The organism is Streptomyces fungicidicus (assembly GCF_003665435.1).
Lineage (GTDB): Bacteria > Actinomycetota > Actinomycetes > Streptomycetales > Streptomycetaceae > Streptomyces > Streptomyces fungicidicus.
Window position 1 is genome coordinate 4680575 of the sequence record NZ_CP023407.1, and the last position, 26987, is coordinate 4707561.

At 73.4% G+C, this 26987-nt stretch carries 19 protein-coding genes; 13 read left to right on the top strand and 6 right to left on the bottom strand.

The genetic code is table 11. From position 1 onward, the window contains the following. The first annotated feature begins 109 nt into the window (after positions 1 to 109). The gene (locus CNQ36_RS21595; RefSeq protein ID WP_004926946.1) at positions 110 to 1816 is read left to right on the top strand and encodes a glycerol-3-phosphate dehydrogenase/oxidase; all 1707 of its coding nucleotides are present in this window, start codon (positions 110 to 112) and stop codon (positions 1814 to 1816) included. Between the two features lie 50 nt (positions 1817 to 1866). On the opposite strand, the gene CNQ36_RS21600 is transcribed toward CNQ36_RS21595, so the two are convergent. Further along, positions 1867 to 2961: a serine hydrolase domain-containing protein gene (locus CNQ36_RS21600; protein ID WP_121547194.1), complete on the bottom strand. Its 1095-nt coding sequence runs from the start codon at positions 2959 to 2961 to the stop codon at positions 1867 to 1869. Between the two features lie 171 nt (positions 2962 to 3132). Here CNQ36_RS21600 and CNQ36_RS21605 point away from each other — a divergent pair, with 171 nt between their 5' ends. The 7 genes from CNQ36_RS21605 (at position 3133) to CNQ36_RS21635 (ending at position 16184) form a co-directional block, all read left to right on the top strand. Beyond that, complete coding sequence (locus CNQ36_RS21605; protein WP_121547195.1) at positions 3133 to 5091, top strand: serine/threonine-protein kinase; 1959 nt, start codon at positions 3133 to 3135, stop codon at positions 5089 to 5091. 153 nt (positions 5092 to 5244) lie between these two features. Next, entirely contained in the window at positions 5245 to 7770 is a 2526-nt protein-coding gene (locus tag CNQ36_RS21610) for a protein kinase (protein WP_121547196.1), read from the top strand. Between the two features lie 158 nt (positions 7771 to 7928). Continuing rightward, a complete protein-coding gene (locus CNQ36_RS21615) occupies positions 7929 to 9548 on the top strand; it encodes a serine/threonine-protein kinase (RefSeq protein ID WP_121547197.1) in 1620 nt (539 codons plus the stop codon). An 81-nt stretch (positions 9549 to 9629) separates the two neighbouring features. Beyond that, positions 9630 to 10841 carry a serine/threonine-protein kinase gene (locus CNQ36_RS21620; protein ID WP_121547198.1) on the top strand — a complete coding sequence of 404 codons (1212 nt, stop codon included), beginning with the start codon at positions 9630 to 9632 and terminating at the stop codon, positions 10839 to 10841. Positions 10842 to 10932: 91 nt separating this feature from the next. Further along, positions 10933 to 12582, top strand: coding sequence for a serine/threonine-protein kinase (locus tag CNQ36_RS21625; protein WP_121547199.1), 1650 nt, complete (start codon positions 10933 to 10935; stop codon positions 12580 to 12582). Positions 12583 to 12715: 133 nt separating this feature from the next. Next, positions 12716 to 14329: a succinic semialdehyde dehydrogenase gene (locus tag CNQ36_RS21630; protein ID WP_040906322.1), complete on the top strand. Its 1614-nt coding sequence runs from the start codon at positions 12716 to 12718 to the stop codon at positions 14327 to 14329. A gap of 64 nt (positions 14330 to 14393) precedes the next feature. Beyond that, positions 14394 to 16184 (top strand): GMC family oxidoreductase, encoded by a 1791-nt coding sequence (locus tag CNQ36_RS21635; RefSeq protein WP_121547200.1) that lies wholly within the window; start codon positions 14394 to 14396, stop codon positions 16182 to 16184. A gap of 136 nt (positions 16185 to 16320) precedes the next feature. Here CNQ36_RS21635 and CNQ36_RS21640 read toward each other — a convergent pair whose 3' ends face one another. Then, complete coding sequence (locus tag CNQ36_RS21640) at positions 16321 to 17382, bottom strand: LAETG motif-containing sortase-dependent surface protein (RefSeq protein ID WP_121547201.1); 1062 nt, start codon at positions 17380 to 17382, stop codon at positions 16321 to 16323. A gap of 243 nt (positions 17383 to 17625) precedes the next feature. On the opposite strand from CNQ36_RS21640, the gene CNQ36_RS21645 reads away from it, so the two are divergent. Beyond that, complete coding sequence (locus CNQ36_RS21645; protein WP_121547202.1) at positions 17626 to 18855, top strand: hypothetical protein; 1230 nt, start codon at positions 17626 to 17628, stop codon at positions 18853 to 18855. A gap of 328 nt (positions 18856 to 19183) precedes the next feature. On the opposite strand, the gene CNQ36_RS21650 is transcribed toward CNQ36_RS21645, so the two are convergent. After that, positions 19184 to 19480, bottom strand: coding sequence for a chorismate mutase (locus CNQ36_RS21650; protein WP_004926916.1), 297 nt, complete (start codon positions 19478 to 19480; stop codon positions 19184 to 19186). 360 nt (positions 19481 to 19840) lie between these two features. Between CNQ36_RS21650 and guaA the strand changes: the two genes are divergently transcribed. Beyond that, positions 19841 to 21421 (top strand): glutamine-hydrolyzing GMP synthase, encoded by a 1581-nt coding sequence (gene guaA, locus CNQ36_RS21655; RefSeq protein WP_121547203.1) that lies wholly within the window; start codon positions 19841 to 19843, stop codon positions 21419 to 21421. A 12-nt stretch (positions 21422 to 21433) separates the two neighbouring features. Here the strand turns inward: guaA and CNQ36_RS21660 are convergent, their stop codons facing one another. After that, complete coding sequence (locus CNQ36_RS21660) at positions 21434 to 21913, bottom strand: pyridoxamine 5'-phosphate oxidase family protein (protein ID WP_004926905.1); 480 nt, start codon at positions 21911 to 21913, stop codon at positions 21434 to 21436. 163 nt (positions 21914 to 22076) lie between these two features. Here CNQ36_RS21660 and CNQ36_RS21665 point away from each other — a divergent pair, with 163 nt between their 5' ends. From CNQ36_RS21665 to CNQ36_RS21675, 3 genes are all read left to right on the top strand, one after another. Beyond that, on the top strand, positions 22077 to 22871 hold the full coding sequence (locus CNQ36_RS21665; RefSeq protein WP_121547204.1) for a class II aldolase/adducin family protein: 795 nt from the start codon (positions 22077 to 22079) through the stop codon (positions 22869 to 22871). Positions 22872 to 23053: 182 nt separating this feature from the next. Beyond that, a complete protein-coding gene (locus CNQ36_RS21670; protein ID WP_121547205.1) occupies positions 23054 to 24337 on the top strand; it encodes a hypothetical protein in 1284 nt (427 codons plus the stop codon). A 462-nt stretch (positions 24338 to 24799) separates the two neighbouring features. After that, the gene (locus CNQ36_RS21675; RefSeq protein ID WP_121547206.1) at positions 24800 to 25321 is read left to right on the top strand and encodes a DoxX family membrane protein; all 522 of its coding nucleotides are present in this window, start codon (positions 24800 to 24802) and stop codon (positions 25319 to 25321) included. On the opposite strand, the gene CNQ36_RS21680 is transcribed toward CNQ36_RS21675, so the two are convergent. Together CNQ36_RS21680 and CNQ36_RS21685 are read right to left on the bottom strand one after the other, a co-directional pair. Beyond that, positions 25318 to 25536 (bottom strand): hypothetical protein, encoded by a 219-nt coding sequence (locus tag CNQ36_RS21680; protein WP_121547207.1) that lies wholly within the window; start codon positions 25534 to 25536, stop codon positions 25318 to 25320. The genes CNQ36_RS21675 and CNQ36_RS21680 overlap by 4 nt on opposite strands. Next, positions 25523 to 26878 carry a PspC domain-containing protein gene (locus CNQ36_RS21685; protein WP_121547208.1) on the bottom strand — a complete coding sequence of 452 codons (1356 nt, stop codon included), beginning with the start codon at positions 26876 to 26878 and terminating at the stop codon, positions 25523 to 25525. The genes CNQ36_RS21680 and CNQ36_RS21685 overlap by 14 nt, the downstream gene beginning before the upstream one ends. Positions 26879 to 26987 lie beyond the last annotated feature (109 nt).

The window sequence follows — 26987 nt, forward strand, 5'->3', positions numbered from 1 at the left end:
TCCGTGGTGGCTGGAGTCGGGCAGGACGGTCAGAATTTGGGCATGAGGGTGGGGGACCGGGCTTCGCCCGACGGGTGCGGCCGATGCGACCGATGAGCGGGAGGCAGCGGTGAGGACAGCGACACTGGGGCCGGCGCAGCGCGCCGAATCACTCGCGTCCATGGCCGAGCACGAGCTGGACGTGCTGGTCGTGGGCGGCGGCGTGGTCGGTGCGGGTACGGCGCTCGACGCCGTGACGCGAGGCCTGTCCACGGGTCTGGTCGAGGCGCGTGACTGGGCGTCGGGCACCTCCAGCAGGTCCAGCAAGCTGATCCACGGTGGTCTGCGCTATCTGGAGATGCTCGACTTCGCGCTCGTCAGGGAGGCGCTGAAGGAGCGCGGCCTGCTGCTGGAAAGGATCGCTCCGCATCTCGTGCGGCCGGTGCCGTTCCTGTACCCGCTGCAGCACAAGGGCTGGGAGCGGCTGTACGCGGGAGCGGGCGTCGCGCTCTACGACACCATGTCGATGGCCCGCGGACACGGGCGGGGCCTGCCCCTGCACCGCCATCTGAGCCGCCGTCACGCGCTGCGCGTGGCACCCTGCTTGAAGAAGGACGCGCTGGTCGGGGCGTTGCAGTACTACGACGCGCAGATGGACGACGCCCGCTTCGTGATGACCCTCGTCCGCACGGCGGTGGCGTACGGCGCGAAGGCCGCCAACGGGGCGCGGGTCACCGGCTTCCTGCGCGAGGGCGAGCGTGTCGTGGGCGCCCGGGTGCAGGACGTCGAGGGCGGCGGCGAGTACGAGATCCGCGCCAAGCAGGTCGTCAACGCCACCGGTGTGTGGACCGACGACACCCAGGCGATGGTCGGCGAGCGGGGGCAGTTCCACGTCCGTGCCTCGAAGGGCATCCACCTGGTCGTCCCCAAGGACCGCATCCACTCCACGACGGGGCTCATCCTGCGCACCGAGAAGTCGGTGCTGTTCGTCATCCCCTGGGGCCGGCACTGGATCGTCGGCACCACGGACACCGGCTGGGACCTCGACAAGGCGCATCCGGCCGCGTCCAGCGCCGACATCGACTACCTGCTGGAACACGTGAACTCGGTGCTCGCGGTGCCGCTGACGCGGGACGACGTGGAGGGCGTGTACGCCGGTCTGCGCCCGCTGCTCGCCGGGGAGTCGGACGCCACCAGCAAGCTCTCCCGCGAGCACACCGTGGCACATCCCGTGCCCGGGCTCGTCGTGGTGGCCGGCGGCAAGTACACGACGTACCGGGTCATGGCCAAGGATGCGGTGGACGCGGCGGTGCACGGGCTCGACATGCGCGTCGCCGACTGCGTCACCGAGGACACGGCGCTGGTGGGCGCCGAGGGCTACCACGCGCTGTGGAACGCGCGTGCGCGCACCGCCGCGCGCACCGGACTGCACACGGCACGGGTGGAGCACCTGCTGCAGCGGTACGGCGCGATGGCGGCGGAGGTGCTGGACCTCATCGCCTCGGACCCCTCGCTGGGTGAGCCGTTGCGCGCGGCCGACGACTATCTGCGCGCCGAGATCACCTACGCCGCCTCGCACGAGGGGGCCCGGCATCTGGACGATGCGCTGACCCGGCGCACCCGCATATCCATCGAGACCTTCGACCGGGGAACGCGCAGCGCGCGGGAGGCCGCCGAGCTGATGGCGCCGGTGCTGCACTGGGACAAGGACCAGATCGAGCGCGAGGTGCAGCACTACGAGAAGCGGGTGGAGGCCGAGCGGGAGTCGCAGCGGCAGCCCGACGACCTGACGGCGGACGCGGCGCGGCTGGGAGCGCCGGACATCGCGCCGCTGTAGCCGCTCCAGTCGCTCCGGCCGCCCCCGGGGCCTTCGCGAACGGCCCTGCATCACTCGAACGGGTGGCTGGAACCGGGATCTTCGTTCGGCACCCGCTCGTTCCAGGAAGTGCGGGAGCAGAACTCGGCCGCGAGCAACGCGGGTTCGAGGCCGGGATCCGCGATCGCGTCCGTGTTCACCCGGAAGGTGAGGACACGCCGGCCGTCGACGGTGGCCGCGGTGCGCACATAGCTGCCGGCTATGCGCCCGTCGTGCCCCCACACCGTGGTCCCGCACGGGAGCGTCACGGGAAACAGGCCCATGCCGTACGAGCCCTGTGCGGCACGGGTGTCGAGCATCTCGCGCAGCCGGCGCGGGGGCAGCAGTTCGCCGCCGAGCAGGGCCGCGTAGAAGCGGTCCAGATCGGCGAGCGTGGTCACCAGTTCGCCCGCGGCGCCGGCCACCCGCGGGTCGAGCCGGGTGACGTCGGTGCCGTCGGCCGCGTAGGCGCGGCCGTGCGGCGAGGGCAGAGAGGCGCGGGAACCGGGGAAGGAGGTGCCCGTCAGACGCAGTGGGGCGAGTATGCGGTGCTCGGTCTCTGCGGCGTACGAGCGGCCGGTGACCTGCTCGACGACCAGGCCGAGCAGGACGTAGTTGGTATTCGAGTAGGAGAAGCGGCCGCGTGCGGCCGGGGGGTGGGTGAGTGCGATGCGGACGGCCTGAAGGGCCGTGAGCGGGACGGTGCCCCGCGTGTCGGCGGTGAAGTCGTACAGGCCGCTGGTGTGGGTGAGCAGGGAACGCAGGGTCAGCGCGCGGCCGTCGTTGCCCGCTCCCCGCACCAGGCCGGGCAGATGCTCCTCGACGGTGTCGGACAGCGACAGGCGGCCCTCGTCGGCCAGTTGGAGCACGACCGTGGCGAGGAAGGTCTTCGTGACGCTGCCGGCGCGGAAGTGGTCGGCCCGCCCGATGCCCGGCCCGGCGTGCGCGTAGCGGGGCCCGGCCTCCTCCAGGGTCAGCAGCGCCGCGGCGGGGGCGCCGCCCTGCGTGACCAGCAGCGGAAGGAGGGCTTCCGGCGAGAGGGCCGCCGGAGCCGAGGAGGCGGTGGGGGCCAGCGCGAGCAGGGCCAGCGACACGGGAACGGCCAGTAGCGTCCGCAGCGGCGGCATGCCGGTTCCTCCTTTGTCGGGGGCCCATCATGCAGGGCGGGGGCGCGCGAGCGGCACCCGGGTTCCGCTCGCGCGGGGCCCGGCGGGCCGCCAGTGGCACCCTGGGCGTGGACCACTTGTCGGGTGAGGGACAATGAAGGCTCTGTCAGGGCGGGTTGCATGAGGGGACGCATGTCGGAGGCGGAGCGGGCGGGGACATCCCGTCAGGACAAGAGCGCACGTCTCCTCGCCGGGCGGTACCGGCTGGGAGATGTGCTCGGCCGCGGCGGCATGGGCACGGTGTGGCGGGCCCAGGACGAGACCCTGGGGCGGACCGTCGCCGTCAAGGAGCTCCGCTTCCCGACGAACATCGACGAGGAGGAGAAGCGGCGGCTGATCACCCGGACCCTGCGCGAGGCCAAGGCCATCGCACGGATCCGCAACAACAGCGCCGTGACCGTCTTCGACGTGGTCGAGGAGGACGACCGGCCCTGGATCGTGATGGAACTCGTCGAGGGCAAGTCGCTCGCCGAGGCCATCCGGGAGGACGGCCTGCTGGAGCCGCGCCGCGCCGCGGAGGTCGGCCTCGCCATCCTGGACGTCCTGCGCTCCGCGCACCGCGAGGGCATCCTGCACCGCGACGTGAAGCCGTCGAACGTGCTGATCGCCGAGGACGGCCGGGTCGTGCTCACCGACTTCGGCATCGCCCAGGTGGAGGGCGACCCGTCCATCACCTCGACCGGCATGCTGGTAGGCGCCCCCTCCTACATTTCCCCGGAACGGGCCCGCGGGCACAAGCCCGGTCCCGCGGCCGACCTGTGGTCCCTCGGCGGGCTGCTGTACGCGGCGGTGGAGGGCACCCCGCCGTACGACAAGGGCTCCGCCATCGCGACGCTCACGGCGGTGATGACCGAACCGCTCGAGGAGCCGAAGAACGCGGGACCGCTCAAGGACGTCATCTACGGCCTGCTCACCAAGGACCCGGCCCAGCGGCTCGATGACAGAGGCGCCCGCGCCCTGCTGAACGCAATCGTCAACGCCCCCGCGTCCCAGGACGCCGACCCGGAACCGGCGGACGCGACGAAGGTCGTGCCGCTGCCCGAGCAGCCCGGGGAGAAGCTCCGCGGCGCGCTGCGTTCCGTGCGGAAGGCGGCGGTGGCCGCCGGTTCGGCCGGTGCCGCCGCGGCCCGCGCCAAGTCCGGCAGCGGCAGCGGCACCGGCACTTCGGCTTCCGGTACGGCGTCCCCGGCAGCCCCCGCCACGGAGCCGACGACGGCGTCCGGTCCGGGTGCGCCGGGCCCCGGGCAGCGGAACGCCGCAGCCGGCGGGCGCAGTTCGGGGTGGCCGGTGATGACGCCGCCCGACCTGCCGGCCAGGCCCGTCCCGCGAGCCCCGCTCACCGATGTGGTGCCGCGGCGGACGCTGATCATCATCGCGGTGGTCGTGGCGCTCGCCGTGCTGGGCACGGTGCTGGCCCTCACGCTCGGTGACGACGGGGGCGGCGCGGGAGCGAAGGGCGGCGGCGACCGTACGACGGCCGGTTCGACCCCGAGCGCCGACACCAGGAGCGACGACAGCGACGGCACCCGCACCGACGGCACGGCGACCGATCCGGCCGGCACCGCGACGGGGTCGGGGCCTGCGTCGGACGGCGCGGGCGCCGGGGCCGGTGACAAGGACGACTCGGCCGGCGACGAGGACGAGGACGACGGCGGCACCTCGGCCAAGACGACGCACAAGGGCAAGCAGGGGTATTCGATCGGACTGCCCGACGGGTGGAAGTTCCAGTCGTCGGGGTCGGCCGGGGACCGGTTCACCGGGCCGGACGGGCAGAAGCTGCTCATCGGCTGGACCACCACGCCGAAGGACGACCCGGTCGCCGACTGGCAGAACCAGGAACGCTACATGGTGCGTTCGCAGTACAAGCGGATACGGATCGAAGCGGTGGAGTACCGGGGCTGGAACACGGCCGACTGGGAGTTCACCTACGTGGAGGGCGGGACCACCTACCGGTCCGTCGACCGCGGGACCGTCGTCGGCGACCGGCTCGGCTACGGGCTGATGTACACGGCCAAGGCCGGCGAGTGGGACAGCGACCTGCGCGAGGACACCTGGCGGACGCTGACGAAGACGTTCAAGCCGAAGTCCTGAGCATGAGCGGCCCGCGGATTGGGGAGTCAGATGTGGCATCCCCTCTCTGCGGGTTGCCTCCGGCACGTATCGTGAGTGCTTGCGGACCGTACGCACCCGGAACGGCCCGCCGGGCGACCGGATCCGACCGACCGTAATGCCGGGGGAGGCAACGTGGACGACTATGCGGGACGGGTGCTCGCCGACCGCTACCGCCTGCCACTGCCCCCCTCCGACGAGTACGAACTGACCGAGACCAGCGCCTTCGACACCTACAGCGGGCAGGAAGTCCTGGTCCGCCAGGTCCCGTTGCCGGAGGTCGTCGAGGCCGAGGTGCTCGACGCGGAGGGGCTGCCCGACGGCTTCACCGCCCGTGACGGAGCCGCCCGGCGGGGCGGGCGGGGGCCCGCGTCCGCGCGCGCCGTCACACGGCGGCCCGCCGACCCGGTCGTGCGGCGCGCGGTCGAGGCCGCGCAGGCGGCCGCCGCCATCCCCGACCACCCGCGCCTGGACCAGGTCTTCGACGTGTTCGCGGAGGGCGGTTCGCTGTGGATAGTCAGTGAACTCGTGCCCGCGCGTCCGCTCGCCGCCCTGCTCGCCGAGGAGCCGCTGTCCCCCTACCGGGCCGCCGAGGTCGCCTCCGACGTGCTGACCGCCCTGCGGGTGCTGCACTCCCACGGCTGGGTGCACCGCAACATCACCGCCCGCACGGTGCTCGTCTGTGACGACGGCCGGGTGATGCTGACGGGCCTCGCCGTCGGCGCGGCGGAGGAGGCGCTGTGCGGGTACGACCCGGTGCCCGCTCCGGACGACGAACCGGGACGGCCGGCGGGGGCGCTCGAGGCGCCGGGACCGGCGGGTACGCCGGACACCGGGGCCGGACCGGCCTGGCCGCCCGGGTTCACCGCGGGCCCGGACCCCGACGCCGACCGCCGCGCCGCCATCGAGGCGCGGGCGGGCCGGCTGCCCGGCGGCGGCACGCAGACGGCCGGCGGTCTCACCCCGGCGGCGGCCCCCCGGGCCCTGGACAGCGCGGGAGACGTAAGGGCGGCCCGCGCGGGAGCGATCGCCGCCTACCGGGCGGGCGCCCGTGCCGCCGCCCGGGTGCAGGAGGCCCAGCAGGACGGCCGTGCCGCCCTGCCCGCCGCCCGCCCCGCGCCCGAGCACGACGGCCCGGCAGCCGCCCCCCGTTACGGCCCCGGCCCGGCGCAGCAGCCGTACGTCTCCCGGCCGGGCGACGAGGCGGCCCCGGCGGGCCCGCCCGGACAGATAGCCGACCCCTACGGAGTGGGCGCCACCGGCCGGCAGGGGACCCTCCCGCGCCAGGGCGCCGACGCCGGACACACCGTCTCCGGGGCCACGGAGACGCCGCGGGCACTCGAAGCCCCCGCGGCCTCCGGCCCGGCGGCCGCGGCCGCACCGCCCGCGCGCTGGGACGACCTGGTGGCGCACACCCCCGCGCGCCGGGGACCGGCCACCGCGCTGGCCGCCGAACGGGCACGGCAGGCGCGCATGGCCGTCGTCGGACCCGTGACCGAGCGGTGGGCGCCGGAGCAGGCCGGACCCGTGCACGAGAACTGGCAGCTGGCCGCCCCGATCGGCCCCGCCACCGACCTCTGGGCGCTGGGCTCCCTGCTGTTCCGGGCCGTGCAGGGGCACGCGCCCTACCCGGAGGAGTCGACCGCCGAGCTGGTGCAGATGGTGTGCGCCGAGCCGCCCGCCTTCGCCGAGGAGTGCGGCCCGCTGCGCCCGGTCGTGGAGTCGCTGCTGCGTCAGGACCCCACCGAGCGCCTCGACTTCGAGGAGCTGCGCGGCTGGCTGCGTTCGCTGGTGCGGTCCGCGCCCGAGCCCGAGGCGGGCGTGCACGTCATAGCGGCGCCCCCCGTCGACGCCCGCCGGCTCCCCGTACTGCGGCGCCGCGGCGAACTGGTGCGCAGGCGCCGCGCCGGGCTCCCCGCGCACCACGGACGGCACAAGCGGGCCAAGCAGGACTCCGGATCGCCGCGCCGGCTCGGCCGGACGCTGCTCCTGCTGGTGCTGCTCGTCATGGCGGCGGCCATCGCGTACGCCATGCTGTTCCTGCCGAAGTCCGGTGAGGACACCTCGGCCGACCGCACCGGGCCGGCCGGTGAGGTCAGCGCCGCGCCGAGCCCGGGGGGTGAGCCGGAGGCGGAGAGGAGCTCACCGCGGCCGACGGAAGACCCCGGGGAATCGGCCTCCACCGAGACGCAGACCACCGGCCCCGACGTCGCCGAAGGCTTCACCCTGGCCAAGGACCCGGAGGGCTTCCGGGTCGCCGTGGCCGAGGGCTGGCAGCGCACCGCGAAGAACGGCAGCGGCCAGGTCGTCTACTCCGGCGGGGACTTCGAGCTCATCGTGGTGCCGGGCCGCGACAGCGCCCAGCGCTACGGCAGCGACCCCATGGCCTACCAGCGGGACGACGAGCGCGAACTCCAGCCCTACCGCGACTCCAGCTGGGCCACCTCCACCGGTCTGAAGACCATCGAGGTCGGCGGACGGACCATGGCCGAGGGGCAGTTCACCTGGACCGGCGGCAGCGGCGAGCTGTACGTCCGCAATCTGGCGGCGCTCATCGACGGCCGCTACCACGTGGTGCAGGTGCGCGGACCGGAGTCCGAACGGGACGAGGTGACACGGCTCTACGAACAGGCCGCGGCCACCTACCGGTTCACCGGCTGACCACGGACCGCACGCGGGCCGGGGCGATTTGGTTGCCTCCCGCTTCATACAGCGACAACCATCACAGTGCGGTCTCCATGGCACGTCGTCGGTTCCCAGGACGGGGCACGGTACCTACGCTGACCCTGTCAAGACCATTGCGGGGCAACGTGAATCAGATGCAGGGCTCGCTCGTCGCGGGCCGCTACCGGCTCGGCGACTCCATCGGGAGCGGCGGCATGGGCCGGGTGTGGCGTGCCCACGATGAGGTGCTGCACCGGTCCGTCGCCATCAAGGAACTGACCGCGGCGCTCTACGTCTCCGACAGCGAACAGGCCACCCTGCTGGCCCGCACCCGCGCGGAGGCGCGGGCGGCCGCGCGGATCAACCACTCCGCCGTCGTCACGGTGCACGACGTACTGGAGCACGACGGCCGGCCGTGGATCGTGATGGAGCTGGTCGAGGGCCGTTCGCTGGCCGACGCGGTGAAGGACGAGGAACGCGTCGACCCCCGCGAGGCCGCCCGCATCGGCCTGTGGGTGCTGCGCGCGCTGCGCGCCGCGCACACCGCCGGCGTACTGCACCGTGACGTCAAGCCGGGCAACGTCCTCCTCGGCCGGGACGGCCGGGTGCTGCTCACCGACTTCGGCATCGCGCAGATCGACGGCGACACGGCCATCACCCGCACCGGCGAGGTCGTCGGCTCGGTCGACTACCTCGCGCCGGAACGGGTCCGCGGCCATGACCCCGGCCCCGCCTCCGACCTGTGGGCGCTCGGCGCGACGCTGTACACGGCGGTGGAGGGCACGTCGCCGTTCCGCCGCACCTCACCGCTGACCACCATGCAGGCGGTCGTCGAGGAGGAGGCCGGGGAACCGCGGCACGCCGGACCGCTCGCGCCCGTCATCGGCGCACTGCTGCGCAAGGATCCGGCCACCCGCCCCGACGCCGCCAGGACCGAGCAGATGCTCGCCGAGGCGGCCGAGGGACGCCGGCCGCAGGCGGCGCAGGAGTACATACCGACCCGGGCCGTCGACGCCCATGTGCCGCTGCCGTACGAGACGAGGCCGGAGGCCGCGCCGCGGTACCCGCAGGGCGGCGCCACCGCGGTGGTCCCGCAGCCGTACGGCCCCGCCGCCACGCCCCGGCGGCGGGTGCGCGGGCGGGTGATCGCCCTGGTCGTCGTGGTGGCGGCGATCGTCGGCGGGGGAACCGCCGTGCTGCTCCAGCAGGGGGAGGAACGGGGCGGCGGCACCACGGCGGGACCGTCCCCGACCGTCACCTCCGAGCCCGCCCCCACGGAGACGGGCAAGTCCGAATCGCCGGGGAGCCTCCCGGAGGGCTGGGTGCGGCGCACCGACCCCTGGGGATTCAGCGTCGTCCTGCCCGGCGACGACTGGGAGCGCGTGGTCTTCGACGAGGAGACCCGGCAGGTCGACTACACGCCCGACGGCGGCAACCACTTCCTGCGCATCGCCGCCGACGACTCGCCCGACTTCGACGACCCCTACGCGCACCTCAGCGATCTGGACCAGCAGATAGGGCGGCGACTGGTCGACTACCAGCAGCAGGGCCTGGAGCGCGGCGTCTACCGGGACCGGGAGAGCGCCCGGCTCGAGTACAGCTGGACCGCGCTGGCCAAGGACACCGAGTTCCCGGGGCCGCGCCGGGCGGTGGACCAGATGTACATCTCGCGGGGCGGGACCGAGTACGCCCTCTACATGTCCGGGCCGGCCGAGGACTGGGCGACCACCGGCGAGCAGTTCGAGACATTGCTGAAGGGCTGGCGCGAGCCCTGACCCCCGCGGCCGGTGCGGACCGCGCCGCTTGGCCGAATCGCCGTACCGGAAGGGACACATCCGGTGGGGCATGATGGGCCCATGGGGACCGACGGGGAGGCCGAGAGCGCGACCGCGAGGCCCAACAGCCGTGTCATAGCGGGTCGTTACCGGTTGGAGGCGAGGCTCGGGCGTGGCGGCATGGGCGTGGTCTGGCGGGCCACCGACCAGTTGCTCGGACGGGGCGTCGCCGTCAAGGAACTCCCGCTCGACGAGACGCTGTCCGCGACCGACGCCCGGCGGCAACGGGACCGCACGCTGCGCGAGGCGCGCGCCCTGGCCCAGTTGAGCCATCCGCACATCATCGTCGTCCACGACGTGGTCGAGGACGACGAACGCCCGTACATCGTGCTGGAGCTGATCGACGGTCCGTCCCTCGCCGACCGGATCACCGACCGGGGCCCGGTCGACGCCATGGAAGCCGCGCGCATCGGCATCGACCTGCTCGGCGCGCTGCGCGCCGCCCACACGGCCGGTGTGCTGCACCGTGACCTCAAGCCCGCCAACGTGCTGCTGGAGAACGGCACCGACCGGGTCGTCCTCACCGACTTCGGCATCGCCCGGGTGTCGGGCGCCACCACGCTCACCGAGACCGGCTCCTTCGTCGGCTCGCCCGAGTACACCGCACCCGAGCGGATGTCCGGCGCCAGGACGGGACCGGAGGGCGACCTGTGGTCGCTGGGCGCGCTGCTGTGCACGGCGCTCAGCGGCGAGTCGCCGTTCCGCCGGGACTCGCTCGGCGGGGTCCTGCACGCGGTCGTCGTGGACGAGATACGGCCCCCCGCCCAGGCCGGCCCGATCCTCCCCGTGGTGCGCGGCCTGCTGGAGCGCGACCCCGACCGCCGGCTCGACGCGGACCGCGCCGAACGGATGCTGCGGGCCTTCCGCGAGACGGGCCGTACGCCGGAGTCGGCGCCCCCCGGCCTGCTCCCGCCCGACCGGGAACCGCCCCGCCGCAGGACCCCGGCGTGGCGGGAGGAGACGGGCGGGCGGCCGCCGGGCTCTCCCGGGGTGCGCCCGGTGCGGCGGCAGCCCACGCGGGGCGCCCTGGTGGCGGCGCTGGCCGTCGCCGCCATGGCGGGCGCGGGAGTGTCCGCGGCGGCGCTGCTCCTGCAGGACCGGGGCGGCGACGGCGGCGGCACCCCGGCGAGCACGGCGCCCCGGACACCGGCGGCCCAGTCGCCCTCCGGCTCCCCGAGCCCCTCGGCGAGCCCCGGGCCGACCGACTCCCCGACCGGCGGCATAACGCCGTAAACGGGAGATACCGAACCGGGCGAGTCACGGGTCTGTGACCGCTCGGCGTCCGCAGTGGCTACGCGGGGCCCCGGCGCGATATGGATGAACCATGAGCAACAACGGGGGAGCCCGCCACGGGGCCGACGAGCCAACCAGTTTTGGTCTGCAACCGCCGAACCCCAACCCGCCCGCGGCCGTGCCGCACCCCGGCAATCCGTACGCGGCACCGGCCCGGGCGGTGCCGCCGCAGCCGCAGAACGACGAACCCGGCGCCGGACGGCTGATTGCCGGCCGCTACCGGCTGCTGGCCAAGCTCGGCCACGGCGGCATGGGGACGGTGTGGCGGGCCAAGGACGAGACGGTGGACCGCGAGGTCGCCGTCAAGGAGCCCCGCGTCCCGGAGCACCTTCCCGAACGCGAACGCGCCAACGCCTCCGAGCGGATGCGCCGCGAGGCCCGCGCCGCCGCCCGGCTCGACCATCCCGCGGTGGTGAACGTCCATGACGTCGCCGTGGTGGACGGCCGGCCGTGGATCGTGATGGAACTGGTCCAGGGCCGCTCGCTGGGCGCCGTGCTGCAGGAGGAGGGCACCCTCTCCGCCCGCGAGGCGGCCCGGGTGGGCCTGGAGGTGCTCGGCGCGCTGGAGGCCGCGCACGCCGCGGGCATCCTGCACCGGGACGTCAAGCCGGACAACGTGCTGCTCGGCCGGTACGACCGGGTCGTCCTCACCGACTTCGGCATCGCCCAGATCGAGGGCGAGACCAGTCTCACCGACACCGGCGGATTCGTCGGTTCGCCCGAGTACATCGCTCCGGAACGGGTGCTGGGCCAGCGACCCGGTCCCGCCTCCGACCTGTGGTCGCTCGGCGTGGTGCTGTACGCGGCGACCGAGGGCGTCTCGCCGTTCCGCCGCAGCAACACCCCCGCCACCCTCCAGTCCGTCCTCAACGCCACCCCGGCCGCGCCCGCCTCCGCGCGGGGGCCGCTCGCCGAGATCATCACGGGTCTGCTGCAGAAAGACCCGGCGCGCCGTCCGAACGCCGCCCAGGTCCGCGCCGCGCTGGAGACGGCCGCGCACCCGCCGGCCCCCCGGCCCACGCAGGTCGTCGCGTTCCCCGCCGGTGACGCCGGGGGCCGGGGAGTCCGCGTCGGCCTCAAGACGCTGACCGGGCTGGGCGCGGCGGTCGTCGCGGCGGCGGTGGCCGCCTACCTGGTGATCGCGGACCCGTTCGCAGGGCCGCTGCCGGACGGCTGGAAGCGGCACGACCTGGGGGACCGGGTCGGCGTCGCCGTCGCGGTGCCCGGCGACTTCGTGAAGGACGAGCAGCCCGACGACGCGGACGGCACCGTCGCCTCCTTCACCGATCCGAGCGGGCTGGTCCGGGTCGAGGTCGACCGCGACCTCAAGGCCGAGGACAAGAACGGCGAGATCCAGGGCTCCGCCTCGGAGCGGGCGTTCGCCCACTGGGAGGAGCTCCGGGACGGCGAGTACAGCTGGGGCATCGCCGACACCCCCGCCCCGAAGGGCAAGCCGCGCGAGACCACGTACAAGGAGCACGAGGCGGCCACGAACACCATCGTCTACACGACGACCACCGATCCGGCCATGGTGCGCGAGGCGCAGGTCATGTACTACCGCAGCCAGGCCGGCGACATGTACCGGCTCTGGGTCGTGTACCCGGGCCGGGGCTACTTCGCCGACGACGGCCGGGAGATCGCCCGCACCGTCATCGGCTCATGGGACGTGCACACGCTCTGACCGGGCCGGTGCCGGCGTCAACCCCCTGATCAGGGGGTTTGTTGCCAGCGATCACTGGCGCGATGTGTGAGCGGTGGGTGAATCTGTTACCGACGGGTACACAAAGTGTTCCCCCCGGCATACCCTGCGCCTCATGACGGACGCGCAGACCCGGGAAACGACCGGCACCAACCCCCTGGCCCCCGCCCCCGCGGGCGCCCGCACCGCCGCCGACGTGGTCACGCCGGAGCTGGTCGCCCAGCTCACCAAGGGCGTGGCCGGCTCCGGGCGGACCGCCAACCACACGCCGCTCACCGGCGAGAAGCTGGCCGACCTGCCCGAGTCGACGCCCGAGGACGTGGCGCGGGCCTTCGACGCCGCCCGCGCCGCCCAGGCCGTGTGGGCCCAGGTGCCGGTACGCCGGCGCGCCGCCGTCCTGCTCCGCTTCCACGACCTGGTGCTGAGCCGCCAGGCCGAGGTGCTCGACCTGATCCAGCTCGAGACCGGCAAGGCCCGGCTGCACGCCCACGAGGAGGTGCAGGCCGTGGCCGTCGCCGCCCGCCACTACGGCCGCCGGGCCGCCGCCTATCTGCGCCCCAGGCGGCACACGGGCGCCATACCGACCCTGACCAAGGTCACCGAGCTGCGCCACCCGCGCGGCGTCGTGGGGCAGATCGCGCCCTGGAACTACCCCCTCGAACTCTCCGTCGGCGACGCGCTCCCGGCGTTCGCCGCCGGCAACGCGGTCGTCATGAAGCCCGACACGGAGACCTGCCTGACCGCGCTGTGGGCCCGTGACCTGCTCATCGAGGCCGGACTGCCCGCCGACGTCTTCCAGGTCGTGCTCGGCGAAGGACCGGTCGTCGGCCCCGAGGTCGTCAGGCACGCCGACTACGTCTCCTTCACCGGCTCCACCCGCACCGGCCGCGAGGTCGCCCAGGGCGCCGCCGCCCGCCTGGTCGGCGTCTCCCTCGAACTCGGCGGCAAGAACGCCATGCTGGTGCTGGAGGACGCCGACCTCGACAAGGCCGCCGCCGGCGCGGTCCGCGCCTGCTTCTCCTCCGCGGGCCAGCTGTGCATCTCCATCGAGCGGCTGTACGTCCACGAGTCGGTCGCGGACGCCTTCCTGGAGCGCTTCGCCGCCCGCACGAAGGCACTGCGCCTCGGCACGTCCCTGGCCTACGGCGCCGACATGGGCTCCCTGGTCGGGCAGCGCCAGCTGGACGCCGTCACCCGGCACGTCGAGGACGCCGTCGCCAAGGGCGCCCAGGTGCTCGCCGGGGGCACGGCCCGCCCGGACATCGGCCCCTACTTCTACGAGCCGACCATCCTCGACGGGGTCGGGGCCCCGATGAGCGTCTGCTCCGAGGAGACCTTCGGGCCGGTCGTCTCGGTCTACCGCTTCTCGTCCGACGACGAGGCCGTCGAGCGCGCCAACTCCACCCCGTACGGCCTGAACTCCTCGGTCTGGACGAAGGACGCCCGGCGCGGCCGTGAGGTCGCCGCGCGGCTGCGCACCGGCACCGTCAACATCAACGAGGGCTACGCGCCCGCGTACGGCAGCGTGCAGGCGCCGATGGGCGGCATGAAGGACTCCGGGCTCGGCCGCCGGCACGGCTCCGAGGGCATCCTCAAGTACACCGAGGCCCAGACGGTCGCCCACCAGCGCCTGCTGCCGATGGCCCCGTCGCTGGGCATGGACGACGAGAAGTACGCGGCCTTCATGAGCCGCAGTCTCCGCCTCATGAAGACGTTCCGGTTCCGGTAGCCGGCCCGCGCGAGCGCGCTCCACCGCAGACAACCCGCACGTGAAACTCAACGAGGAGACACCCGTGCCTGAAGACGCCTACGACTACGACGTCCTCGTCGTCGGCTCCGGCTTCGGCGGCTCCGTGTCCGCCCTCCGCCTGACGGAGAAGGGATACACGGTCGGCGTCCTCGAAGCCGGCCGCCGCTTCACCCGCGAGACCCTGCCCAGGAACTCCTGGGACCTGAAGAACTACCTCTGGGCGCCGAAGCTCGGCATGTACGGCATCCAGCGCATCCACCTGCTGGGCAACGTCATGGTGCTGGCCGGCGCGGGCGTCGGCGGCGGTTCGCTGAACTACGCCAACACCCTCTACGTGCCGCCCAAGCCGTTCTTCGAGGACCCGCAGTGGGGGCACATCACCGACTGGCAGGAGGAGCTGGGCCCGTACTACGACCAGGCGAAGCGCATGCTCGGCGTACGGCTCAACCCGACCATGACACCGTCGGACGTGCATCTGAAGGCGGCGGCCGAGCGGATGGGCGTGGGCGACACCTTCCACATGGCCCCGGTCGGCGTCTTCTTCGGCGACGGCGAGGACGCCGACGGGAAGGCGAAGGCGAAGCCGGGGCAGGAGGTGCCCGACCCCTACTTCGGCGGGGCGGGTCCGTCCCGCCGGGCCTGTTCCGAGTGCGGCGAGTGCATGACCGGCTGCCGGCACGGCGCGAAGAACACCCTCAACGAGAACTACCTCCACCTCGCCGAGAGGGCGGGCGCCGTGGTGCACCCCATGACGACGGCCGTCTCCGTCACGGAGGACTCACGGGGCGGGTTCGCCGTCGCCACGCTGCCGACCGGCGACCGCCGCAAGGGGAAGGGCCGCACCTTCCGCGCCCGCCGGGTCGTGCTGGCCGCCGGCACCTACGGCACCCAGACGCTGCTGCACCGCATGAAGGCGGGCGGCCAGCTGCCGCACCTTTCGGAGAAGCTGGGCGAGCTGACCCGCACCAACTCCGAGGCGCTGGTGGGCGCGCAGACCGACAACCGCCGCTACCGCAAGGCCACCGGCTCGCCCAGGGCCGACTTCACCCGCGGGGTGGCCATCACGTCCTCGATCCACCCCGACGAGAACACCCACATCGAGCCGGTCCGCTACGGCCGCGGCTCCAACTCGATGGGCGGACTGTCCATCCTCCAGGTGCCCTACGCGGGCGGCGGCTCGGGCGCCACCCGGGTGCTGGGCTGGCTGGGCAACGCGGTGCGGCACCCCGTGATGATGCTCCGCTCCCTGTCCAACCGGCGCTGGTCGGAGCGGACCATCATCGGCCTGGTGATGCAGTCGCTGGACAACTCCCTGACGACGTACCTCAAGCCGTCCGGGGCCGGCCGCGGGCTGCTCACCGCCCGGCAGGGCCACGGCGCCCCCAACCCCAAGCAGATCAAGGCCGCCACGGACGGCGCCTCGGCGCTGGCGGCCGAGATCAACGGCTTCGCCGGCTCCAACGTGGGCGAGTTGACGGGGATGCCGCTGACCGCCCACTTCCTGGGCGGCTGCGCGATCGGCGCCTCCCGCGAGACCGGTGTGATCGACCCGTACCACCGCCTCTACGGCCATCCCGGTGTCTCCGTCGTGGACGGGGCCGCGGTCTCGGCGAACCTGGGGGTGAACCCCTCCCTGACCATCACGGCACAGGCCGAGCGCGCGATGTCGTACTGGCCCAACAAGGGGGACGCCGATCCGCGCCCGCGCCAGGGAGAGGCCTACCGGCGCCTGGACGCGGTCGAGCCGAAGTCCCCCGCGGTCCCGGCGGACGCGTTCGGCGCGCTGAAGCTGCCCTTCCTGGGCATGCCCACGGTGCCCCCGAAGAAGAACTGACAAGGCGGGGACGGGACAAGGAGGACAGGACAGGGGAAGCGGAAAAGGGCAAGGGAAAAGGACCTGTGCCCCCCTCCGAGCTCAGGTCCTTTTCCCTTGTCCCGGGTCCGGCCGCGCGCGGCGCGGCCGGACGCCGTTACGCCTCTGTGCCGGCCTTGCGCCGGCGCACCACGAACACCGCACCGGCACCGGCCACGACGGCGGCACCGCCAATCAGACCGATCATCGGAAGAGCCGAGCTCGAACCGGTCTCGGCGAGGCTCCCGGTGACCTTGACGTCGCTCACCTGGTCGAGGTCCGCCATGCCGCCGGTCTGCGGCTTCGCGTCGTTCGGCTTACCGCCGTCCGAGCCGGCGGCCAGGATGTCGAAGAAGTAGATCCAGCCGTCGGAGTCGTCGGCGACCCAGCAGCCCTCGTCGTCCGCGTACTCGGCGAAGCCGCCGGTGATGCCGAGCGAGTCGGGCACCTTGCCGTCGATGCTCAGCCGCAGCTTGTACGAGACCGACTGGCCGGCGCCGAGCGAGAACGCGGCGAACGTGCCGCCCTCACCGGCGGCGCCCGCCAGCGTGTCCCACTTGCCGGTGGCCGTGTTGAAGACCTGGACCGTGATGTGGCCCGAGTAGTCCTGCGGGTCGTCCTCGTCCCAGCCCAGGGCCGCGACGCCGATCAGCGGCTTGATGTCCTTGATCTCGTCGTCGCCGCGGTTGGACACGTTGAACGAGAACGCCGTCCAGCCGCTGCCGGCCACGATCGTCTCGGGCAGGCCCGACAGACCGCTGCGCAGGTCGGCGCTGAGCTCGGCCGTGTCGTTGCCGTCCTCGTCGACGCACAGCTCGACGTCGTCGTCCTCGGCCGGAGCGCTCTCGCTGGCGCTCGGCGAGGGAGAGGTGGCCGGGGAGGTGGTCTCCGTGCCCGGGGTGGTCTCGTCGGCCGAGGGGGTCTCCTCCTCGGCCGGGGTGCTCGGGGTCTCGCCGGCCGGGGTGCTCGGGCTCTGCCCTGCGGGGGTGCTCTCCGCGTCGGTCGGCGAGCCGGCCTCCGAGGAGGGAGAGCTCTCCTGGCTCGGAGTGCTCTCGCCGGACGTGGGGCTGCTCTGCGTCGTCGGCGTCTCTTCCGCGAACGCTGCCGGGGCCGAGAGCAGGGCCAGCGGCGCTATGACGGCCGTCGCGGCCGCCACGGCCATGGCGCGGCGAAGCTTCATGAAGACCTCGGGTGGTCCGGTGTGCCGCGCGGGCGCGGCACGAAGTGGGAGGCGCCTCCGTGTGGGGCGCTACGGATGTGGTCCGTGTGGATTCAGTGAGTTCGATCAACGACGCCCATGGATGGTTGTCCTGGCCTTCACGGAATTCTTATGTGAGGTGGATCACAAGTGGCGGATGATCATCGCTGGCATACTCTCGGCCGTCTCCCCCCGAGCGTCCGACGAGAGAAAGTCCGCGAGACAGTGGCCGAGCAGCCGTCCGAAGAGCACAGACCGCAGGACACGTCCCTTCCGGACGACGTCTGGGAGAAGTTCGTCCAGGACAGTGAGCGCGACATCCGCGCCTCCGCGCCCAAGGAGCCGTCCGCGCGGGCCCGCATGGTGACCGAGCGGCTGCGGGCCATGGACGAGGCGCAGGCCGCGAGGGCCGGCGGCGGGAAGCGGCGGTGGGGCGGGAAGCGGCCGCCCGTCCGGCCCGCCCGGCCCGAGGGCTGGCGCACCGGGCCGGCGTGGCAGGAGAGGGACGGCCGCACGTCGCGCCGGCGCAAGGTCTGGAGCGCGGTGGGGGTGGTGGCGGCCGCGGCGCTGGCCCTGGTCGCGGTCAATCCGTCCGCCGCGCTGTCCTGGCTGCCCGGCGGCCTGGGCGAGGGGTCCGGCACGGCCGGCGATGCCCAGGCGTCCGCGTCGCCGCTCGCCCCCGAGACCGCGCGTCCCAGCGCTGCGCCCTCCGCCGCCCCGGCCGGCGTCGCCACGCGGGAGAAACCATTCGCCGGCTCGCCGGCCGCACGATGGGAATCGGGGGCGGACGCCATCCGGCTGCCCGGGGCGAAGGCCGTCAACGGGGTTCCGGCCGCCCGGATCGAGGACGCGCTGAAGGGGACCAGGCGGTTCCTGGTCGCCGCCAACCTCGACCGCGCGGTGCTGGAGGGCGGCGAGCCGCGGAAGGCGCTGGGTCTGGTGGACCCGCTGGAGGCGGACTACCTCTCCGAACTGCGGGCCGCGCTGCGCGAACCCACCGAGGAGAACGACCCGGTGTGGACGTTCACCCGGTTCGATCCCGCGGAGGTCGAACTGGTGGGCGACGTGCGGATCCGCGGGCATATGACGGTCGAGGCCCTGGACGAGTCGCCCGGGAAGGCGATGATCAAGGCCGACTACACCTTCGTGTACCCGATGGCCCGCGTCGGCGGCGACGAGGTGAGCCGTGCCGTCGTGCGCCGGTCGGTGGAGGTGCAGGTCGTGGACGCCGCCAGGTTCCGGGCCACCGACGGGCACATCTGGGTCGCCGGGTCCTACAGCGACATAGCCAACGACGACTGCCGTCAGGGCGACGGCGTGATCCGTCCGCAGTTCCTCAGCGGCCGGGGGACCTCGCCCGAGCCGTCCGGGAAGGCCCGCGATCCCTACGACCGCAGCAAGGAGCTGAAGGCCGACGCGGGCGAGGAGGAGTGCGGCCTCGCCACCCGCACCTGAGGGGGCGTACCCGGTACGCACGGTCCCGGGCCGGTCCCGCCGGCCGGTCCCGGGCGTCCCCGGGACCGGCCGTTCTCTGGGGTGACCGGGCTGCTGTCCCCTGCCGCCCGGTCACTCGTCCGGGGCGAGGTCCCACGACGTACGGCGTGATCCGCACGTCTCATCGCCCCGGTGAGCCACGCGTGGTTCTCCGTGCCGCCCCTGGCCGGCGCGGACACCGGTACCAACGAAGCGGCCGCGTGCCGGTCACGCGCCGTACGGGTGAGTGCGGCGCGGTACGGCCGTGCCCCGCACGCCCGTACCGCGCCGTCCGTGCCGGGAACGCGGCTCAGATCTTGCCGCGGCACAGCTCCAGCAGGGTCATCGCGAGCGTGGTGCCCGGCTTGCCCAGCGCGTCCCTGTAGTGGGCGAGAACCTCCATCTCGCGGGAGAGGTTCACACGCCGGCCGCCGGAGGCGATCCGTTCCTTCTGGATGACGGCCGACACGGCCATCCGTTCCTGCATCAGACCGATGATCCGGTCGTCGAGCGCGTCGATCCGCTCGCGGGCGCCGGTGATCAGCTCGGCGGCCTCGCTGGTGCGGGCGCCGGTCTTCTCGGTCGACTCCGTCGTGGTCGCGGTCATGTCGGGGCTCCTCGGTGGGTGGGTGCGGGGCCCCGGAGCGGCACGGTCCGGGAGGAAAACGCCAGGCGCCCCGGACCTTGTCGGCCCGGGGCGCCTGGGAAGTCGCTCGTCAGTTGCTCAAGCGGCACGACCATGGCAGCCGGCGGGCCGGTCGCCATAGGTAAACAGGAAGGTCGGGTGCGTGAGCATGGGGGTAAGTATGCCCGGCCCGCGGCGCCGTTCCCACCGTGTTCGCATGGTGAGACAACGGTCTCCGGCCGCTCCGGTTTCCGTCCCCGCCACGGTCCGGGACGTGTCCCGCCGCCACCTCGGTAGAATCGGGAGGCACAAGACCCCCGCCCCACCGCCGGAAGGCACCTCGTGTCATCAGCGTCTCCCGCTGCCAACGCGCCCGACACCGTTCTGGTCGTCGACTTCGGCGCGCAGTACGCCCAGCTCATCGCCCGTCGCGTCCGCGAGGCGCGGGTCTACAGCGAGATCGTGCCGAGCACCATGCCGGTCGCGGACATGCTCGCCAAGAACCCGGCGGCGATCGTCCTCTCCGGCGGCCCCTCGTCCGTGTACGAGGAGGGCGCCCCCCGCCTCGACCGCGCGCTCTTCGAGGCCGGCGTCCCCGTCTTCGGCATGTGCTACGGCTTCCAGCTCATGGCGCAGAGCCTGGGCGGCCAGGTGGACAACACCGGCGCCCGCGAGTACGGCCGTACTGACCTGCACGTCTCCCGTTCGTCCTCCACCCTCTTCGAGGGCACCCCGGACGAGCAGGCCGTCTGGATGTCGCACGGCGACGCGTGCTCCGCGGCCCCCGAGGGCTTCACCGTCACCGCCTCGACGGACGTCGTCCCGGTCGCCGCGTTCGAGAACGACGACAAGAAGCTCTACGGCGTCCAGTACCACCCCGAGGTGATGCACTCCACGCACGGGCAGCAGGTGCTGGAGCACTTCCTGTACCGGGGCGCGGGCCTGAGCCCCGACTGGACCACCGGCAGCGTCATCGAGGAGCAGGTCACCGCCATCCGCGAGCTGGTCGGCGACAAGCGGGCGATCTGCGGCCTGTCCGGCGGGGTCGACTCCGCGGTCGCCGCCGCCCTCGTCCAGAAGGCCGTCGGCTCCCAGCTCACCTGCGTCTACGTCGACCACGGCCTGATGCGCAAGGGCGAGACCGAGCAGGTCGAGAAGGACTTCGTGGCCGCGACCGGCGTGCAGCTGAAGGTCGTGGACGCGCAGGAGCGCTTCCTCGACGCGCTCAAGGGCGTCTCCGACCCCGAGGAGAAGCGGAAGATCATCGGCCGGGAGTTCATCCGGGTCTTCGAGCAGGCCCAGGCCGAGATCATCGCGGACTCCGGCCCGGAGGTCGAGTTCCTGGTCCAGGGGACCCTGTACCCCGACGTGGTCGAGTCCGGCGGCGGCACCGGCACCGCCAACATCAAGTCCCACCACAACGTGGGCGGCCTGCCCGAGGACCTCGAGTTCCAGCTGATCGAGCCGCTGCGCAAGCTGTTCAAGGACGAGGTCCGGATGGTCGGCCAGGAGCTCGGCCTGCCCGACGAGATCGTCCAGCGCCAGCCGTTCCCCGGCCCCGGCCTGGGCATCCGGATCGTCGGCGAGGTCACCAAGGAGCGGCTCGACCTGCTCCGCGAGGCCGACGCCATCGCCCGCGAGGAGCTGACCGCGGCCGGTCTCGACCGGGACATCTGGCAGTGCCCGGTCGTCCTGCTGGCGGACGTGCGCTCGGTGGGCGTCCAGGGAGACGGCCGCACCTACGGTCACCCGATCGTGCTGCGCCCGGTCTCCAGCGAGGACGCCATGACCGCCGACTGGTCGCGGCTGCCGTACGACGTCCTGGCGAAGATCTCGACCCGGATCACCAACGAGGTGCGGGACGTCAACCGGGTCGTGCTCGACGTGACCTCCAAGCCGCCGGGCACCATCGAGTGGGAGTGACCCTCCCGGGCATCAGGTCCTTTTGAGGGTGCGCACCGGCTCCCCGGGCTTCCAGACCTGGACGACGAGGTACTTCTCGTCCTCGACACAGGTCCGGACGACCTCCGTCAGCTCGGTGCGGAAGAGGTGGAACGGCTCCGGCGGTTCCACCTCTTCGGCGTACCCGGCCCTGGCCTCCGCGTCCTCGTCGGCGATCTCGACCGCCCGGCCGCAGATCCGGACGTCGCCGCCGCCCATGGTGGTGCCCTCGCCCGGGTTCGCCTGGAGCGCGAAACGCGGGTCGCGGCGCAGGTCGGCGGCCTTCAGCGAGTCCGGCATCATGCCGAGCCAGAGCTCCCCGCCGGCGAAGCGGACCTCCAGGCCGGTGGTGCGCGGGGAGCCGTCCCTGCGCAGGGTCGCGAGAACGTGGTGGGTGTAGGCGGCGAAGCGCTCCTCCACGGTCTTCGCCAGCTCGGGTTCGGCGGCGGTGAACGCCCCCCAGTTCGTGTCCATGGGCCGAGTCTGGCGGGGAAACCGGACATCATGTGTCGGGTATCCGCGCCGTCCTCCGGATGGAGCAGCGCGCCGTACCCGCATCTTTACGGAAGAGAGCTGTCGCACGGGGCGGCCCGCCGGTAACTTCCGCCCCGTACGCACACCCCCCGCGGGAGGACTCATGCACGGGCCCACGCCGCCCCTGCCGCTGCCCACCGACAAGCTGCGCTTCGCCATGCCGCCCATGCACGAGTCGGTCGAGGACGAGCGCCGGCACCGCAAGGAGCGGCTCGCGGGCGCGCTGCGGCTCTTCGGACGGCTCGGCTTCGAGGACGGAGTCTCCGGGCACATCACCGCACGCGACCCGGAGTTCAGCGACTGCTTCTGGGTCAACCCGTTCGGGATGCCCTTCCGGCACGTCACCGTGAGCGACCTGGTGCTCGCCAACCGGGACGGCCAGGTCGTCGAGGGCGGCCACCACGTCAACCAGGCCGCGTTCACCGTGCACGCCCAGGTGCACGCGGCCCGGCCCGATGTCGTCGCCGTCGCCCACTGCCACTCGGTGCACGGCCGCGCCCTCGCCTCCCTCGGCGACCTGCTCGACCCGATCACCCAGGAGAGCTGCGCGTTCTACGAGGACCACGCGCTCTACGACGCCTACACCGGCGTCACCGTCGACGCCGAGGAGGGGCGGCGGATCGCGGACACGCTCGGTTCCCACAAGGCGCTGGTGCTGCGCAACCACGGGCTGCTCACCGTGGGGGACTCGGTGGACGCGGCGGCCTGGTGGTTCGTCACGATGGAGCGGTCCTGTCAGGTGCAGCTCGCGGCGCGGGCGGCAGGCCGGCCCGTGCTCATCGAGCACCGGCAGGCGGTGGCCACTCGGGAGCAGCTGGGCGGGGACCTGGTGGCGTGGATCAACTACCAGCCGATGTGGCAGGACATCAGCCGGAGTGAGCCGGAGCTGCTGGGCTGAGGGGGGTGGGATCGGGGGCGGGGTTGGGGTGGGGTGGGGTGGTCAACTTTGAGCCTTCGGGTCCACTCGTACGGACCCTCCTGCCGGACGGGGAGGGCGTGCGGTAGGGCACAATTCGTCGTCGTCACAAGGGACTTGTGTCGTGGTGTCGGTGCGGTTGGCGTGGAAGGCGGGCTTCGGGCGTGGCGGTGCAGGAGGCTGGGCAGGGTGGCGCGGATGCGGGCCGCCCGCACGAGGGCGGCTGCACCTGCGGGGACTGTCCGCACGGGGCGCGGGAAGGGCATCGGCGCGCGGTCGCGGCGTTCCTGCTGAAGCGGGACGAGTACGCGGCCGGGCAGGGGGTGCCGGCCGCGGTGGCCTACTCCGCCTCCGCCTCCCGGCAGTGGGTGTCGGAGGAGCTGACGCAGGCCGCGGAAGCGGTCGCGGAGCGGGGGCGGGCCGAGGGCGCGGCCTGGCTGGAACGGCTGTGGCGGCGGACCGCGGTGGTGGTGTGGGCGGGGGTCGTGCTGCTGCTTCTCGGGCAGGCGCTCACGGCGGTGGGCGCGGGGTGGACGGCCGCGCGCACGGCCGGGCTGCTTGCCGCGGTGGTGGTGGCCGGGGCGCTGACCGCCGCCTCGTGGTTCCACCGGGCCCGCGGGGGTGCGCTGGCGCCGGTGATCGGTGAGGACAACCGCCTGTCCACGTCCCGTGCGGTGGCCGCCGCCTGGGTGCTGTTCCTGGCGTTCGCGGTGCTCGTGCTGGTGGGGCAGCTGGCGGGCGCCTCCGGGGGGCGGGAGCGGGACGCGCTGATCGACGGACTCGAACTCGCCCGCGGCGCGGGTGTGGTGACCGTGCTCGCCGTGGTGAGCGGGATCGCCGTGCTGGTGCGGAGGGTGGTCGGGCTGCGGGTGCAGGGGCAGCGGCTGCAGAAGGTGCGGGCGCACCGGCCGGGGGCGGCGGACCTGCTGACCGACGACGCGGGGCGGGGGAGCTTCGCCGACATCCAGTACGTCGTGATCAGCGGTGTCGCGCTGGTGTTCGCGGCGGTGCGGCTGGCACGGCGGCCGGAGCAGTTGCCGGATCTGCCGTGGGGGCTCGCGGTGGTGGTGCTGGTGTCGGCGGCCACGTATCTCGCGGGGAAGTACGCGGAGGGCGGGCGGCCGGTGATTCTCTCGGTGGTGCGGGCACGGGAGGCGGGGGATCTGGACGCGCCGATCCGGACCGGGGACGACATCGAGATCCGGGGGGCGGGGTTCGTGCCGGTGGGGGCGCAGGGGGCGGACCGGTTGTCGCGGATGGTGGTGCGGGTGGGGCCGGTGAACGTGCATGTGCCGCTGGTGCCGGTGCGGGGCGGCTTCGACAATCCGACGGACGCGTTGCTGACGGTGCCGGTGCCTGCGGAGGTGGAGCCGGGGCGGGTGGAGGTGCAGGTCGTCACGGCGGCGGGCGTGGAGACGAACCGGTACGCGATCGATGTGACGGAGTAGCGCCTACGGGTGGTGGGTGGGGCGGGGTCGGGTCGGGGGTGGCCGTCCTCGGACTGGCGCGACTGTGCCTGCTGGAAGGGGTACAGGGCGCGGACGCGCCAGCCACTGCGGGCGGCCACCCCCGCCCCGCCCCCTCCGCGCCGTGGGCGACTGTCCGCCGCACCCGCGGTCTCCGCCGCCAGCCGCGGGCAGTCGTGCCGCAGGGCGGCACGGGTGGGCGCGACGGCACCCCGTAAGCGCCGGGCTGCGCATACCCACCCCCGGACCAGCCCCTCGCCGGGTAGCGATGCGGCACCGGGCTGCGCAACCCGTCGCGGCCCGTACACGACGTGCGTTGGGCTGCGGGCAGACTCCGGCCGCGGCGGCAACAAAAATCGTCGCGCAGGGTTGAGCCGGTGAAGTTTGTCGTACGTATGGCTCATACGGACGCACCCGCACGGCGGTGAGAGGCGGCAGGCAGCGATGACTCACGGTATGCGCGCAGACACCCCCCACTCCGAAGGAGACAGAGACTGGCGGGACACCGCCACCCGCTACGCCCTCGTCCCCCTGCGCATCTTCCTCGGAGTCACCTTCGTCTACGCCGGCCTCGACAAACTCACGGACAGCGCGTTCATGCAGGACGCCGGCGCCGGCTCGATCGGCGACATGATGCGCGGCGTCCGCGACTCCTCCGCCGTCCCCGCCCTGATCGACCTGGCGCTGAAGAACCCCGTCGGATTCGGGTACGCCATCGCCTTCGGCGAACTTGCCGTCGGGCTGGGGGCCCTGCTCGGTCTGCTCACCCGCCTTGCGGCGCTGGGCGGCGCGCTGATCTCCCTGAGTCTGTGGCTGACCGTGAGCTGGGCCGCGGATCCTTACTACTACGGCAACGACCTTCCCTACCTGATGGCCTGGATCCCCCTGGTGCTGGCGGGTGCGCCGCTGCTGTCCGTGGACGCCGCCCTGCGTGCCCGGCGGTCGCCGGCCGGGGGCTACCGCTAGCGCCCCTCGGGGGCCGTCCTGCTCCGGCGGCTGCGCACGTGGCGGGCCAGCGAGCCCACCGCGCCGGCCAGGCAGAGGCCTCCGGTGACGACGGGGATCACCACGAACCACGGTGTCTCCCAGGCGCCGCCCGCGTCACCGGCGTAGATCATCGCGGCGAGGAGGAGGAAGGCCCCGGCGACGAGCCTGCCCGGCTGGAACTCATGACGCAGCACGGCGCACCTCCGCCTGCCCCGCTCCGACGTGCAGCTCGAGGCGGAGCGTGCCCGCGACCTCGGCGCCGGCAGGCGGCTGCAGCGTCACCTCCTTGTGCTTGCCCGGTGCCACGTCCACGTCCTTCTGCTTGTCGCCCGGCAACTGGATGTCGCCCACCCCCACGTCGATGCTCAGCTTCACGGTCACGTCCCTCGGCACGGTCACCAGGATCCGGCCCAGGCCGACCTCCGCCCGCGTCGAGACCGTGCGGTCCTCGGGAACGCGTATCGCCGACAGGTTCAGGACGCCCTCGCCCGTGCCCAGGTCGTAGGCCGGGCGTATCTGCGCGACCGAGGTGGGCTCCCATGTCGTGCGCGCCCAGTCGGTGCCGATGTCCTTCGGCACGGCGGCCGAGCCGGCCAGCAGGCCCGCCGTGACGACCGCAAGGACGACCGACCCCGCCCCGGTGCGGCCGAGGAACGCGCTCACGGCCACGCCGATGCCGAAGACGGCGAGCGCGCAGGCGAGACCGGTCTGCAGGCTGGTGCCGAGCGGGTGCGTCTCCCAGGTCAGCCCGGTGCCGAGACCGGCGGCGAGCAGGGCGAACAGGAAGACCCAGCCGCCGATGCCGCGGGGGCCGCGCGGCTGGGGCGGCCGGGGCCGCGTCGCGTACACCGAGCCGCGGGCTCCGGAGTGGGTGCCCAGGGCGGCGTCGACCGCGGCGGCGATGTCCGTGTCGCGGGAGTCCCGGGGGCCCCACAGATAGCCGGTGCCGCCGACGTGCGTGCCGTCCTTGACGATGGGGTCGCGCCACCACGAGGGGTAGGCGGAGGGCGCCGGCGGCGCCTGCGGCTCCGGCGGGGCGTCCGCCACCGCCTGGGCGGCTATGTGGTCGGTGCTGGGGACGGCGCCGCGCCGCCGCGACCAGTACCCGGCGCCGGCGAGCAGCAGGGACAGTATGACGGCGAAGCTCAGCACGCCGTCGTTGCTGAGCATGGTGAGGAAGACGCCGCAGCCGACCAGCGCGAACAGCACGGCCGTCAGGGTGTGGCCGTCGACCCGGCCGGTCAGCAGCTTGCGGATCTCGTTCTCCTCCTCGTCCTCGTACGGGACGAAGAGCCAGGCGAAGCCGTAGAAGATGAGGCCTATGCCGCCGGTGGCGGACAGGACCGCGAGCGTGATCCGGAAGATCACCGGGTCCATGTCGCACTGCCTGCCGAGCCCCGCGCACACACCGCCGAGCATCTGGTGCCGGCGGTCGCGCCGGAACCGTCCGCTCTCGGGTTCCGGTGTGACGGCGGTCGCGCCCTCCGGGCCGGGAACGGGTTCCGGACCCGTCGCGGCGTGCTGGTGATCGGTCATGGCTCCATGGTGACGGGCGAGCGGCCGCGGCGGCAGTCCGAACGACCCTGGCCGGACCCTGATATCGGTCCCCGAGTGGGGGCGGGGGAGCGTTCGAGGGGGCGGCGGG